The sequence below is a fragment of the Lysobacter sp. Root916 genome (assembly GCF_001429785.1).
In the GTDB taxonomy this organism is placed as follows: domain Bacteria; phylum Pseudomonadota; class Gammaproteobacteria; order Xanthomonadales; family Xanthomonadaceae; genus Lysobacter.
The window spans coordinates 59,629-72,864 of sequence record NZ_LMJF01000001.1; the positions used below are offsets into that span (position 1 = coordinate 59,629).

Below are 13,236 nucleotides of genomic sequence, written 5' to 3' on the forward strand. Positions count from 1 at the left end.
GCAGGCTGGCCAGACCATCGGTCCGGACGGCTGCCCGGTGCCGGTCTCGATCGACCTGAAGGGCGTGAACTTCGACTTCGACAAGGCCACGCTGCGTCCTGACGCGGTGACGATCCTGAACGAAGCCGCCGAGATCCTGAAGCGTTATCCCGAGCTGAAGGTCGAAGTCGCCGGTCACACCGACCAGTGCGGTAAGGACGCCTACAACCAGAACCTGTCCGAGCGTCGCGCCCGCGCCGCTTACGACTACCTGACCAGCAACGGCGTCGACGCCGCGCGTCTGTCGGGTCCGAACGGCTACGGCGAGAGCCGTCCGCTGGAAGATCTGGGCCAGGCGTTCCCGGCTTGTAAGAGCGAGAAGAACCGCCGCACCGAGCTGAACGTCCAGAACTAAGGACGATGGGTTCCCCGGAACCCGCTGCAAGACCCACGAAGCCCGGCCTAGTGCCGGGCTTCGTTCGTTTATGTGCCTTTGTTAAGAAGTAACGTTAAGTGGTATTAACAATCGTCTTGACAGTGTATGATCGGCCCCGCCAGTGACCGCCTGCCGGAGCGACCGTGCCAGACCGGGTCCCTGTCACGCGTTTCCGCCGTGAATCAAACCGTTCCTACTGATCTGAAGGAGTTAGAGATGAAGATCCGTTTGTTGAGCACCGCACTGTTGGCGGGCTTGGCGTTTGCCCAGGCGGCCAGCGCGCAGGATTTCGATGACCGTTGGTACATCACCGGTTCCACCGGTATGAATATTCAGGACAACGACCGCGGTACGCGCAACGCGCCGTTCCTGGGTCTGGGCTTGGGCAAGTTCATCAGCCCGACCTGGTCGATCGACGGCGAACTGAACTATCAGCACCCGAAGTTCGACGCCGACCAGGACCTGTCGTGGAGCCAGTACGGCGTCTCGCTGGACTTCCGTCGCCACTTCATCACCGAAGGCCGCAACTGGAACCCGTACGCSCTGCTGGGTATCGGCTACCAGCGTTCGGAAGAAGAGTTCAACGCGTTCCCGTCGCCGAACTCGCCGGGCCGCCGTGAAGACGGCAACCTGGCCGCCAAGNCTGCTGGGTATCGGCTACCAGCGTTCGGAAGAAGAGTTCAACGCGTTCCCGTCGCCGAACTCGCCGGGCCGCCGTGAAGACGGCAACCTGGCCGCCAAGGTCGGTCTGGGCATCCAGGGCGACCTGGGCCGCGTCGGTATCCGTACCGAGCTGGCGTACCGCGCCGACTTCGACGACACCAGCAATGCCGCTCCGCAGGAAGACTGGTTCGGCGACGTGCTGGCTTCGGTCGGCATCATCGTCCCGCTGGGCCCGGAAGCCTCTGCTCCGCCGCCGCCGCCGGCTCCTGAAGTCGCGCCGAACTGCGCCGACAAGGACGACGATGGCGATGGCGTGAACAACTGCGACGACAAGTGCCCCGGTTCGCAGGCTGGCCAGACCATCGGTCCGGACGGCTGCCCGGTGCCGGTCTCGATCGACCTGAAGGGCGTGAACTTCGACTTCGACAAGGCCACGCTGCGTCCNCGACTTCGACGACACCAGCAATGCCGCTCCGCAGGAAGACTGGTTCGGCGACGTGCTGGCTTCGGTCGGCATCATCGTCCCGCTGGGCCCGGAAGCCACCGCTCCGGTCGCTCCGGCTCCGGTCGTGGCGCCGAACTGCGCCGACAAGGACGACGACGGCGATGGCGTGAACAACTGCGACGACAAGTGCCCCGGTTCGCAGGCTGGCCAGACCATCGGTCCGGACGGCTGCCCGGTGCCGGTCTCGATCGACCTGAAGGGCGTGAACTTCGACTTCGACAAGGCCACGCTGCGTCCGGATTCGACCGCCATCCTCAACGAGGCCGTCGAGATCCTGAAGCGCAATCCGTCGCTGCGCGTCGAAGTCGCCGGTCACACCGACCAGTGCGGTAAGGACGCCTACAACCAGAAGCTGTCCGAGCGTCGCGCTCAGACCGTGTACGACTACCTGACCAGCAACGGCGTGGAAGCGTCGCGTCTGGGCGGTCCGAACGGCTACGGCGAAAGCCGTCCGCTGGAAGACAAGGGTCAGGCGTTCCCGGGCTGCAAGAGCGAGACCAACCGTCGCACCGAGCTGAACTCCCAGAACTAAGGGATGCCAGCCGGTTCTTCGGAACCCGCCGCAACACACGAAGCCCGGCCCAGTGCCGGGCTTCGTTTTTTCGCGCGCGGCGGCGGGGAATGTGATCGCAACGGCGAAACCGCGGCTAGCGCACGCATGCGCGGTTGTCCGATCCGCCCCCCGCGCCTACACTGCCCAGGTCGTGTCCGGACCCCGTCGGGACATCGCGACGGCCAGACCGGAGGAAGTTCGCCATGCATCGTGTCCTAGCTGCAGCGCCGCTGCTGTTCATCGCTACGATCGCCCAAGCCGAAGTCGGCAACTGCGGTTCGATCACCGCGCCCGCGCTGGCGGTGCAGCCGACCGTGATCGCGCCGATCGCGCCGGAACTGGTCGCCCCCAGCTATCAGCTCGGCTCGCCCACCGGCGTGCTTTCGCAGGCCCTGGACGAATCCCTGTCGGTGGACCGCGTGCTGCTGCGCATGCGCATCGAAGGCTGCAACCTGGCCAACGCCAAACCGGCCGCGGGCGGCATGCCGACCTCGAACGACCCGGCCGCGTACAAGCCCAAGACCCAGTTCGACAACACGCCCTGGCGCTTCGACATGAGCCAGGGCGGCAAGCGCATGACCGCCGACGAATTCAGCGCCTGGATGAAGGCCAAGGGCGTGCGCGTGGCCAAGGGCGCCCCGGGCGCCGCCGCGCCCGCCCCGGCGCCGGCCCCCGTGGTCGAGGCGCCCAAGGACGAGAAGAAGGGCAAGAAGAAGTAAGCCCCGCGTCCGCGCGCGGTTCGCTCTCCCTCGCCGTCGAGGCCGCGCCACGCGCGCGGCCGTGCCCATGACCACCTCGCCCCGTCACGGCCTCGCCCGCGTGCTGTCCAAGCAAGGCCTGTGCTCGCGTAGCGAAGCCGCGCGCTGGATCGCCGCCGGCCGGGTCGCGGTCGACGGCCGCGTGGTGCGCGATCCCGAGTTCCCGATCGCCAGCGCCCCGCGCGCCCGCCCGCGCATCGCCGTGGACGGGCGCGATATCGATCAGGCCGCGCGCCTGTACCTGATGCTCAACAAACCGCGCGGCCTGGTCACCAGCGCCCGCGACGAGCGCGGCCGCGACACCGTCTACCGGTGTTTCGACGGCGCGCTATGGCAGGGCGCGCCCTTGCCCTGGCTGGCGCCGGTGGGGCGCCTGGATCAGGCCAGCGAAGGCCTGCTGCTGTTCTGCAACGACCCCGAGTGGGCCGCGCGCATCACCGATCCCGAGCACGGGCCGGACAAGACCTATCACGTCCAGATCGACACGATTCCCGACGACGAGACGCTCGCGGCCCTGGTTGCCGGCGTGATCGAGGAGGGCGTGGCGCTGCGCGCCAAGTCCGCGCGTCTGCTGCGCAGCGGCGAGAAGAACGCCTGGTTGGAAATCGTGCTCGACGAAGGCCGCAACCGCCAGATCCGCCGTCTGCTGGCCGCGTTCGACATCGGCGTGTTGCGCCTGCTGCGGGTGGCGATCGGCGAGTTGGTGCTGGGCGAACTCGGCAAGGGCCAGTGGCGCATGCTCGGCGCATCCGAGATCGCGCAACTCTCGCGCTGATGCGCATTCGCGCCGGCCGAATCGCCGCGAAGACTTAACCGACGCGTCGCCTGCCCGAAAAAAACGTGCGCTGCTGCGGCATCGCTACGTGCGCGCGCGCCGCGATCGCGACATCGCCGAGCGCGCATGCGCGGGATTGTGGCGGAGCGCACCGTTTACCACCTTTGAGTTGCGATCAGCGCACCTAGACTCCCCCGGGACCGATACCTGGACTTGGGGAGTGAGCGACATGCGCAAGATCGTGATGGCTCTGCCGCTGCTGCTGTGCGCGAACTGGCTGGGCGCGCAGGAGGTGCCGTGCCGCGGCGCCGATGCTCCGGCCGCGCAGGCCGAAGTTGCGTTGCTGCTGGAAACGGCCGCGGCCTCGCCCAAGCTCGCGCGCCGCTCGAGCGCGCACGCCGACGGCCCGCTCGCGCAGGCTTTCGGCCGGGTCGAACCGCTGTCGCCCTCGCTCGCGCCTTCGCCGTTGGGCGCCTGCACGCAGCTGAGCGCGCGCCGCGACAAGCGCAAGCGCGGCGGCAGCGCCGCCGCCGCCGCACCGACGGCTTACAAGCCCAAGACCCGCTACGACAACACGCCCTGGCGCTTCAACATGGAGCAGAACGGCAAGCGCATGACCGCCGACGAGTTTGACGCCTGGATGAAGGCCAAGGGCGTGCGCGTGGCCACGGGCGCGCCGGCGCCGGTGCGCAAGGAAGACAAGCGCCGCCGCATCGCGCGCGAACGTTGACGGCGGCGCTCGCGTCGAGAACGCGCAGAAGGCGCCGCGTGCTCGAACGCCGAGTGGCCGCGTTCGCTCGCCGTAGGCCAGGGCGGATGTGTCTACGCGTCGCAGCGACGCGGGTGGCCGAAGCATGCCCTGCGCGATCGCTATCCCTCGACTGGCGCGACTAGGCCCGCGCCGCATCGGCGTGCGCACGATCCATTCGCGCATTCGCGGCGTCAGACACTGGTCGCGCGCCACGCGCTTCGGCTAGGCTGCCGTCGCCGCCCCGGTCGCGCCTCCGCGCCGCCGCGCCGGCCGCGTCCATGACGGGCGCGCTATCCGCACAAGGAGGTGGCCGCCGGCCCGGATCGCCCGATCCGCAATCAGACCGGCATCGACGACTCATGCAGTACCCGGCCCGCCCGTTGCGGCGCCGGCGCCTCACCGCGCGCACGATTGCGCGCTTCCCCCAATCTCATGGAGAGCATTCATGCGTCATACCCCCAAGTCCGCCCTGCAAGCCCTGCTGATGCTGCTGATGTTGGCGTTGGCTCCGCTGGTCTCGGCCGATCCGGTCGTCGCCAACCAGAAGCTGCAATTGGCCAAGCTGAACTTCGCCCAGGTCCAACTGCAGCACCAGATCGGCCAGATGCATGCCAGCGCCGGCCGCATCAACGAGGCCCGCGCGGCCTTCGCCGCGGCCAACGTCAATGGCCAGATGCTGACCGTGTCGCTGCTGCAGCTGAAGCAGGAAAACCAGCTGACCTACAACAACGGTCAGTACATCAACGGCCCGGCCCAGCAGCGTGCGGTGATGCAGACCGAACTGGCCAGCATCAACTCGCAGCAGTTGAGCATCGATTTCGCCGTGCTGCAGCAGCAGCCGACCTCGCAGGTCTATCTGTCGCGCGCGCAAATCGATCTGCTGATGCTCACCCAGAGCATGTTGCGGGTCGAGCAGGAAATGATCGCGGCGCAGCAGTAAGCGCCCGATGCGACGGGCCGCCCTGGCGGCGGCCCGTCGTTACGCGTTTATGGCGTCGCCATGGCCGCTTCAGGCTGCGATCACGCCCAGCTCGCGGCCGATCTTCGCGAACGCCGCGATCGCGCGGTCCAGATGCTCGCGGGTGTGCGCCGCCGACATCTGGGTGCGGATGCGCGCCTGGCCCTGCGGCACGACGGGGAAGAAGAAGCCGATCGCGTAGATGCCCTCTTCGAGCAGGCGCGTGGCGAACTTCTGCGCCAGCGGTGCGTCGTACAGCATCACCGGGGCGATCGGGTGCACCCCGGGCTTGATGTCGAAGCCGGCCTGGGTCATTCGCTCGCGGAAGTATGCGGTGTTCTCGGCCAGGCGCTCGCGCAGCTCGCCGGCGGCCGACAGCATCTCGAAGGCCTTGATCCCGGCCGCGACCACGTGCGGCGGCAGCGAATTGGAGAACAGGTAGGGGCGCGAGCGCTGGCGCAGCAGTTCGATCACTTCCTTGCGCGCGGTGGTGAAGCCGCCGAGCGCGCCGCCCATGGCCTTGCCCAGGGTGCCGGTGTAGATATCGATGCCGTCCATCGCGCCCTTGACCTCGGCCGAACCGCGGCCGCTGGCGCCGAGGAAGCCGGTGGCATGGCATTCGTCGATGTGAACCAGGGCGTTGTACTTGCGCGCCAGGGCGACGATCTCGTCCAGCGGCGCGATGAAGCCGTCCATCGAGAACACGCCGTCGCTGGTGATCAGCTTGGTCTTGCAGCCGGCCGCGTCGGCGGCCTGCAGCTGCTTCTCCAGGTCGGCCATGTCGCAATTGGCGTAGCGGAAGCGCTTGGCCTTGCACAGGCGCACGCCGTCGATGATCGAGGCGTGGTTGAGCGCGTCGGAGATGATCGCGTCGTGCTCGTCCAGCAGCGGCTCGAACAGGCCGCCGTTGGCGTCGAAGCAGGCCGCGTACAGGATCGTGTCTTCGGTGCCGAAGAAGTCCGCGATGGTCTTCTCGAGCTGCTTGTGCAGGTCCTGGGTGCCGCAGATGAAACGCACCGAAGCCATGCCGAAGCCGTGGCTGTCCAGCGCGTCCTTGGCCGCCTGGATCACGTCGGGATGGTCGGCCAGGCCCAGGTAGTTGTTGGCGCAGAAGTTCAGCACCGTGCGGCCGTCGGCGAGGGTGATCTCGGCCGACTGCGGGCTGGTGATCACGCGCTCGGACTTGAACAGCCCGGCGGCGCGGATTTCGTCGAGGGTGTCGGCGTAACGCTGGGTCAGGGACATAGAGGCCGGGATTCGAGATTGGGGATTAGGGATGGGCAAAGCGAAGCGGGAGGGTTCGGCGAAGTTCGCTTTTGCGAATCTCCAATCCCGAATCCCAAATCCCGGCCTGCATCAGTTCCAGCTCAACACGACCTTGCCGGCCTTGCCGGCTTCCATCAGGTCGAAGCCCTTTTGGAAATCGTCGATCGGCAACTGGTGGGTGAGCACCTTGCCGAGCGGGAAACCGCCCAGCACCAGCTGGGTCATCTTGTACCAGGTCTCGTACATCTTGCGGCCGTACATACCGTGCAAGGTCAAGCCCTTGAAGATGATCTTGTCCCAGTCCGCGCCCGCGCCCTTGGGCATGATGCCGAGCATGGCGATCTTGCCGCCGTGGTACATGCAGTCGAGCATGTCGTTGAAGGCGCGTGGGTTGCCGCTCATTTCCAGGCCGACGTCGAAGCCTTCCATGTGCAGGTCGGCCATCACGTCCTTCAGCGACTGATTGGCGACGTTGACCACGCGGGTGGCGCCCATGTCGGCGGCCAGCTTGAGGCGGAAATCGTTGACGTCGGTGACCACCACGTTGCGCGCGCCGATGTGCTTGCAGATGCCGGCGGCGATGATGCCGATCGGGCCCGCGCCGGTGATCAGCACGTCCTCGCCGACCACGTCGAATTCCAGCGCGCAGTGCGCGGCGTTGCCGTAGGGGTCGAAGAAAGCGGCCAGCTCGCTCGGGATCTGGTCGGGGATCGGCCACAGATTGCTGGCCGGCATCACGATGTACTCGGCGAACGCGCCGTTGCGGTTCACGCCGATGCCGACTGTGTTCGGGCACAGGTGCTGGCGTCCGCCGCGGCAGTTGCGGCAGTGGCCGCAGACGATGTGGCCTTCGGCCGAGACGCGCTGACCGATCGTGTAGCCGGACACGCCGGCGCCCAGCTCGACCACGCGGCCGACGAACTCGTGGCCGATCACCAGGCCGGGCTGGATGGTGCGCTGGCTCCACTCGTCCCACAGATAGATGTGCAGGTCGGTGCCGCAGATCGCGGTCTTCTCGAGCTTGATCAGGACCTCGTTCGGGCCCGGCGCGGGCACCGGCACCTGTTCCATCCAGATGCCCTTGCCGGCTTCGCGCTTGACCAATGCCTTCATCGTTTGCGTCATGGGGTGCTTGCCTTCGAGTGCCGCGCGGAGGCGCGGAAAGAGGCCGAAATTATACGCCCCGGACCCGCGCCGGGGCCCGCCCGGGTTTGCCCGGTCCGGTCCGCATCGCCTATCGTCGCCGCTTCCCTGCGATCCGGATCGACCATGCGCCCCCGTCTGTTAGCCCTGTCCCTGGCCCTGTGCGCCGCGCCCGCCCATTCCGATGAAGGCATGTGGATGCCCTCGCAGCTGCCGGAGATCGCCGGACAGCTACGCGCGGCCGGCTTCCAAGGCCAGCCGGGCGACCTGGCCGAACTGGCCAAGCCGCCGATGAACGCCGTGGTCAAGGTCGGCGGCGCCACCGGCGCCTTCGTCTCCGCCGACGGCCTGGTGCTGACCAACCACCACGTCGCCTTCGGCGTGATCCAGTACAACGCCAAGCCCGAGCGCGACCTGATCGGCCAGGGCTACATCGCCGCCGACCGCGCCGCCGAGTTGCCGGCCAATCCCGACTACCGCGTGCTGGTCACCACCGGCTTCGACAAGATCACCGACCGCATCCTCGCCGACGCGCGCGGCAAGCGCGGCCGCGCCTACTACGATGCGGTCGACGCCGCGACCAAGGCCGCCGTGGCCGACTGCGAACGCGAGCCGGGCGTGCGCTGCAGCGTCGCCAACATGTACTACGGCACCGACTTCTACCTGATCCGCCAGCTCGAACTGCGCGACATCCGCCTGGTCTACGCGCCGCCCAACAGCATCGGCAACTACGGCGACGAGATCGACAACTTCGTCTGGCCGCGCCACAGCGGCGACTTCACCCTGCTGCGCGCCTATGTCGGCCGCGACGGCAAGCCGGCCGATTACTCGCCCGACAACGTGCCCTACCAGCCGCCGGGCCATCTGCAGGTGTCCACCGATCCGGTGCGCGAAGGCGATTACGCGATGCTGGCCGGCTATCCGGGCGTGACCTTCCGCCATCGCATGGCCTCCGAGTTCAAGCAACAGATCGAATGGCAGCTGCCCTCGCGGGTGGCGCTGTTCGATCGCCTGATCGGTGTGGTCGAGCGTGCGACCGCGAACGATCCCGCCGCCAAGGTGCTGTACGCGGCCCAGGTCGCCAGCGCCAAGAACACCCTCAAGCGCGCCCAGGGCGAGCTCGACGGCCTGCGCCGCAGCGATGCGGTGCGCGTGCGCGCGCAGGACGAAGCCGCGATGCTGGCCTGGCTGGGCCAGCAGCGCGATGCCAAGGCGATCCGCGCCGACATCGACGCCGCCCAGCAGGTGCTGGACGCGGCCGCCAAGACCGCCGAGCGCGACCAGCTGCTGACCGCGATCCGCAGCCAGAGCCAGCTGCTGCGCGCCGCGATCACCTTGCAGCGACTGGCGGCCGAGCGCGCCAAGCCCGACGCGCAGCGCGAGTCCGGCTATCAGCAGCGCGACGAAACCCTGATCGCCGGCCAGCTCAAGCAGGTCCAGCGCCGTTATGCGCCGAGCGTCGAAAAGCAACTGCTGCGCGACCTGCTGATCCAGTACCAGGGCCTGCCCAAGGACCAGCGCGTCGCCGAGTTCGACGCGGTGTTCGCGGGCGCCGATGCGGACGGACTGCAAGCCGCGCTCGACACCTTGTACGCCGGCAGCAAACTCGGCGACGAAGCCGAACGCCTGCGCCTGATGAACGCACCGGCCGCCGAATTGCAGGCCTCAGACGACAGCCTGCTCAAGGCCGCCGCCGCGCTGATGCCGGCGCTGCTGCGCCTGGAACAGGACAGCAAGAGCCGCGAAGGCGAACTGCTGCGCCTGCGTCCCGCCTACATGCGCGCGCTGATCGGCTACCGCAAATCGCAGGGCCGCGCGGTCTATCCGGACGCCAACTCCACCTTGCGCGTGAGCTACGGCAAGGTCAGCGCGATGGACCCGCGCGACGGCGTGCGTTATCGCCCGCTGACCACCGTCCAAGGCATCCTCGAGAAGCACACCGGCGCGGAGCCGTTCGACGCACCGCAGACCTTGCGCGCAGCGATCGCCAAGGGCGATTTCGGCAGCACGGCCGACCCCGAACTCAAGACCCAGACCGTCGATTTCCTGACCAACCTGGACACCACCGGCGGCAATTCCGGCTCGCCGGTGTTGGATGCGCATGGCAAGTTGATCGGCCTGAACTTCGACAGCAACTGGGAAGCGGTGAGCGCCAGCTGGATGTTCGATCCGCGCTACAAGCGCGCGATCCACGTCGACATGCGCTACCTGCGCTGGCTGCTGGCCAAGGTCTATCCGGCCCCGCACCTGCTCAAGGAAATGCAGTTGCCGGCCGAATAAGCCGCATCGGCAAAACCTGAACAGCCCGGGCAGGACTTTCGTCATGCCCGGGCCCACCCCCGGCGGGCTAGACTCGCCGGTCGATTAGCGCAAGGAGTGTTGCATGCGATATACGGCGTTGGCTGCGGCCATGGCGATGACGGGAACGTTCGCGGTCGGGGCTGGCCTCGCGCACGCGGGCGAGGGCATGTGGGTGCCGCAGCAGCTGCCGGAGATTGCCGGCCCGCTGAAGAAGGCCGGCTTGAAGTTGAACGCCAAGCAGCTGGCCGACCTCACCGGCGACCCGATGGGCGCGGTGGTCTCGTTGGGCGGCTGCACCGCCAGCTTCGTGTCGCCGCAGGGCCTGGTGGTGACCAACCACCACTGCGCTTACGGCGCGATCCAGCTCAACTCCACGCCAGAGAAGAACCTGATGCGCGACGGCTTCAATGCCGCCACGCCGGGCCAGGAAGTCTCCGCCGGCCCGAACGCGCGCATCTACGCGCTGGACTCGATCCAGGACGTGACCAAGCAGGTCAAGGACGCGATCGCCGCCGCCCCGGACGCGATCGGCCGCACCCGCGCGCTGGAAAGCGTGGAGAAAAGCCTGGTCGCCGCCTGCGAGGCCGACGCCGGTTTCCGCTGCCGCCTCTACAGCTTCTCCGGCGGCAACGTCTATCGTTTGTTCCGCAATCTCGAGATCAAGGACGTGCGCCTGGTCTACGCGCCGCCCGGCAGCGTCGGCAACTACGGCGGCGAAGTCGACAACTGGATGTGGCCGCGCCACACCGGCGACTTCTCGTTCTATCGCGCCTATGTCGGCAAGGACGGCAAGCCCGCCGCCTATGCCGCCGACAACGTGCCCTACCAGCCCAAGCATTGGCTGAAGATCGCGACCCAGCCGCTAGGCGCGGGCGACTTCGTGATGGTCGCCGGCTACCCGGGTTCGACCAGCCGCTACGCCCTGGCCGAGGACTTCGATAACACCGCGCAGTGGACCTATCCCACCGTCGGCGGCCACTACAAGAAACTGGTCGCGATGGTCCAGGCCGAAGGCGCCAAGAACCCCGACATCGCGGTCAAGTACGCCAGCACCGTGCGCGGCTGGCAGAATGCGATGAAGAACTACGACGGCCAGCTCGACGGCTTCCAGCGCATCGGCGCCAGCGAGAAGAAGCACGCCGAGGACGCCGCGGTGCTGGAGTGGCTGCGCAAGCAGGGCGCCAAGGGCGAGCCGGCGCTGGCCGCGCACGAAACCTTGGTCCAGATCGGCGACCAGGCCCGCGCCAATCGCGAACGCGACCTAGTGTTCAGCCAGTTCCGCAACACCGGCGCGATCGGCGCCGCGCTGCAGCTCTATCGTCTTTCGATCGAACGCGCCAAGCCCGATCCCGAGCGCGAGCAGGGCTATCAGCAGCGCGATCTGCCGTCGTTCGAAGGTGCGATGAAGCAGATGGAGCGCCGCTACGATCCCAAGATGGACCGCCAGCTGCAGGCCTACTGGCTGGCCGAGTACCTCAAGCTGCCGGCCGCGCAGCGCATTCCCGCGCTCGACAAGTGGCTGGGCGGCAACGACGACAAGGCGGTCAAGCGCGCGCTCGACAAGTTGGCCAAGACCAAGCTGGGCGGCACCGAACAGCGCATGAGCCTGATGCAGGCCGACCGAGCCGCGTTCAACAAGAGCAAGGACCCGGCGATCCAACTGGCGGTGGCGATCATGCCGACCGTGCTCAAGCTGGAGGAAGAGGGCAAGACCCGCGCCGGCGACACCCTGGTCGCGCGTCCGATCTACCTGCAGGCGGTCGCCGACTACAAGAAGAGCAAGGGCCAGTTCGTGTATCCGGACGCGAACTCCTCGCTGCGCATCACCTTCGGCAACGTGATGGGCTACACCAAGACCGACGGCAGCAAGCAGGTGCCGTTCACCAAGCTGGAGGAGGTTGCGGCCAAGGCCACCGGCACCGATCCCTTCGACGCGCCCAAGAGTTTGCTCGACGCGATCGCGGCCAAGCGCTACGGCGGCCTGACCGACAAGCGCCTGGGCACGGTGCCGGTGAACTTCCTGTCCAACCTCGACATCACCGGCGGCAACTCCGGTTCGCCGGTGCTGGACGGCAGCGGCAAGCTGGTCGGCCTGGCCTTCGACGGCAACTGGGAATCGGTGAGCTCGAACTGGGTGTTCGACCCGACCATGACCCGCATGATCGCGGTCGATCAGCGCTACATGCGCTGGATCATGCAAGAGGTTTATCCGGCGCCGCAGTTGCTGAAGGAACTCAACGTCGCGCCGAAGTAATCGGCTGCAATTGATTCGCACCAGGGGCCGGGCATTGCCCGGCCTTTTTTATTGTCCTTCGCGAAACAGGTGAACGATGAATCGAGCGCTATCGGCCGCGTTCCTGGCCACGGCGATGACCGGATGCGCGAATATGCCGTCGGGCAATATCGATTTCGAGGCGGCATCGGCGCGGCTGTACGTGGCCGGCGCGGACGGCAAGCCGATCGCGCCATTCGCCGGCGAGCTCGTCGATGTCGACGGCATAGGCTTGGGACGCGAGGCGATCCGGCTGCTGCCTGGGAACCACCTCATCCGTCGCCAATGCCCGAACTTGCCGGAAGGCGTGGCGAGCAGTCACCAGGTCTCGTACATCGAACATCGCTTCGAAGCCGGCAAACGCTATCTGCTGCTGTGCAACGATGACACCGGCTTGTCGATCGTGCCGTATCCGCATTGACAGCGGCCGATCGCGCGTCGGGTGGCGGAGTCGCGAATGGGCCCGCCGCGGATTCGGGCGCGGAAACGAAAAGGCCGGGCATCGCCCGGCCTCCTTTCATCGCAACGGTTGGGCCTCAATCGCCCGGGCAGAACGCATGCCCCGAGCTATACCGCGAAGTCAGCACGCCGGACTGGTAGTAGGTGCCGTCGCAGTCCATCGAGGACTCGCCGACCACCTGGCCGTTGGCGTCGAAATAGACGTAGAACTCGCCGATCTCGTCGGCGATCGGCGGGCGGGCGAGGGCGGCGGTGGCGTAGACGGCCAGGGCGAGGCCCAGACCGATGACGAGGCGCTTACGCATGGGTGTTTCTCCTTGGATGCGGCGCGGACGACGCGGTTGCGCGACGGGGCGCCGGTACGGCGGTGGTGGGCTGCACGCATGCGCATCGCGGCGCCTGCGCGGTGGCGGATCG

Annotated in this window: 12 protein-coding genes and 1 pseudogene; 10 read left to right on the forward strand and 3 right to left on the reverse strand. The window is 67.5% G+C overall.

Annotation, left to right across the window (positions count from 1 at the left end; all coding sequences use genetic code 11):
• The 7 genes and pseudogenes from ASE35_RS21815 to ASE35_RS00340 form a co-directional block, all read left to right on the forward strand.
• A partial coding sequence (locus tag ASE35_RS21815; protein ID WP_235567118.1) for an OmpA family protein occupies nt 1-394 on the forward strand: 394 nt, incomplete at its 5' end.
• Nucleotides 395-631: 237 nt separating this feature from the next.
• Nucleotides 632-1,057: porin family protein (locus tag ASE35_RS21820; RefSeq protein WP_235567119.1), on the forward strand; the 426-nt coding region annotated here is incomplete at its 3' end.
• A gap of 466 nt (nt 1,058-1,523) precedes the next feature.
• Nucleotides 1,524-2,115 (forward strand): annotated as a pseudogene (locus tag ASE35_RS00320) (OmpA family protein); the annotation flags it as partial.
• A gap of 224 nt (nt 2,116-2,339) precedes the next feature.
• The gene (locus ASE35_RS00325) at nt 2,340-2,855 is read left to right on the forward strand and encodes a hypothetical protein (RefSeq protein ID WP_056172443.1); all 516 of its coding nucleotides are present in this window, start codon (nt 2,340-2,342) and stop codon (nt 2,853-2,855) included.
• Nucleotides 2,856-2,922: 67 nt separating this feature from the next.
• A complete protein-coding gene (locus ASE35_RS00330) occupies nt 2,923-3,669 on the forward strand; it encodes a pseudouridine synthase (RefSeq protein WP_056172446.1) in 747 nt (248 codons plus the stop codon).
• A 229-nt stretch (nt 3,670-3,898) separates the two neighbouring features.
• Nucleotides 3,899-4,399 (forward strand): hypothetical protein, encoded by a 501-nt coding sequence (locus ASE35_RS21825; protein ID WP_162259001.1) that lies wholly within the window; start codon nt 3,899-3,901, stop codon nt 4,397-4,399.
• 466 nt (nt 4,400-4,865) lie between these two features.
• Complete coding sequence (locus ASE35_RS00340) at nt 4,866-5,360, forward strand: hypothetical protein (protein WP_057161496.1); 495 nt, start codon at nt 4,866-4,868, stop codon at nt 5,358-5,360.
• Between the two features lie 69 nt (nt 5,361-5,429).
• Here the strand turns inward: ASE35_RS00340 and kbl are convergent, their stop codons facing one another.
• The gene (gene kbl, locus ASE35_RS00345; protein ID WP_057162629.1) at nt 5,430-6,623 is read right to left on the reverse strand and encodes a glycine C-acetyltransferase; all 1,194 of its coding nucleotides are present in this window, start codon (nt 6,621-6,623) and stop codon (nt 5,430-5,432) included.
• 111 nt (nt 6,624-6,734) lie between these two features.
• Nucleotides 6,735-7,769, reverse strand: a complete 1,035-nt coding sequence (gene tdh, locus ASE35_RS00350) for an L-threonine 3-dehydrogenase (RefSeq protein WP_200943915.1) — start codon at nt 7,767-7,769, stop codon at nt 6,735-6,737.
• Between the two features lie 144 nt (nt 7,770-7,913).
• Between tdh and ASE35_RS00355 the strand changes: the two genes are divergently transcribed.
• The 3 genes from ASE35_RS00355 (at nt 7,914) to ASE35_RS00365 (ending at nt 12,781) form a co-directional block, all read left to right on the forward strand.
• Nucleotides 7,914-10,067, forward strand: coding sequence for a S46 family peptidase (locus ASE35_RS00355; protein WP_057162630.1), 2,154 nt, complete (start codon nt 7,914-7,916; stop codon nt 10,065-10,067).
• Nucleotides 10,068-10,170: 103 nt separating this feature from the next.
• Nucleotides 10,171-12,342: a S46 family peptidase gene (locus tag ASE35_RS00360; protein ID WP_057162631.1), complete on the forward strand. Its 2,172-nt coding sequence runs from the start codon at nt 10,171-10,173 to the stop codon at nt 12,340-12,342.
• Nucleotides 12,343-12,475: 133 nt separating this feature from the next.
• Nucleotides 12,476-12,781, forward strand: coding sequence for a hypothetical protein (locus ASE35_RS00365; protein WP_157489186.1), 306 nt, complete (start codon nt 12,476-12,478; stop codon nt 12,779-12,781).
• A 115-nt stretch (nt 12,782-12,896) separates the two neighbouring features.
• Here the strand turns inward: ASE35_RS00365 and ASE35_RS00370 are convergent, their stop codons facing one another.
• Nucleotides 12,897-13,124: a DUF6289 family protein gene (locus tag ASE35_RS00370; protein WP_056172470.1), complete on the reverse strand. Its 228-nt coding sequence runs from the start codon at nt 13,122-13,124 to the stop codon at nt 12,897-12,899.
• Nucleotides 13,125-13,236 lie beyond the last annotated feature (112 nt).

Excerpts from the sequence above, each read along its gene's own strand:
- tdh (WP_200943915.1), bottom strand. The coding sequence starts at position 7,769 with ATGACGCAAACGATGAAGGCATTGGTCAAGCGCGAAGCCGGCAAGGGC.
- ASE35_RS00365 (WP_157489186.1), top strand. The coding sequence starts at position 12,476 with ATGCCGTCGGGCAATATCGATTTCGAGGCGGCATCGGCGCGGCTGTAC.
- ASE35_RS00360 (WP_057162631.1), top strand. The coding sequence starts at position 10,171 with ATGCGATATACGGCGTTGGCTGCGGCCATGGCGATGACGGGAACGTTC.
- ASE35_RS00325 (WP_056172443.1), top strand. The coding sequence starts at position 2,340 with ATGCATCGTGTCCTAGCTGCAGCGCCGCTGCTGTTCATCGCTACGATC.
- ASE35_RS21825 (WP_162259001.1), top strand. The coding sequence starts at position 3,899 with ATGCGCAAGATCGTGATGGCTCTGCCGCTGCTGCTGTGCGCGAACTGG.
- kbl (WP_057162629.1), bottom strand. The coding sequence starts at position 6,623 with ATGTCCCTGACCCAGCGTTACGCCGACACCCTCGACGAAATCCGCGCC.
- ASE35_RS00370 (WP_056172470.1), bottom strand. The coding sequence starts at position 13,124 with ATGCGTAAGCGCCTCGTCATCGGTCTGGGCCTCGCCCTGGCCGTCTAC.
- ASE35_RS00330 (WP_056172446.1), top strand. The coding sequence starts at position 2,923 with ATGACCACCTCGCCCCGTCACGGCCTCGCCCGCGTGCTGTCCAAGCAA.
- ASE35_RS00355 (WP_057162630.1), top strand. The coding sequence starts at position 7,914 with ATGCGCCCCCGTCTGTTAGCCCTGTCCCTGGCCCTGTGCGCCGCGCCC.
- ASE35_RS00340 (WP_057161496.1), top strand. The coding sequence starts at position 4,866 with ATGCGTCATACCCCCAAGTCCGCCCTGCAAGCCCTGCTGATGCTGCTG.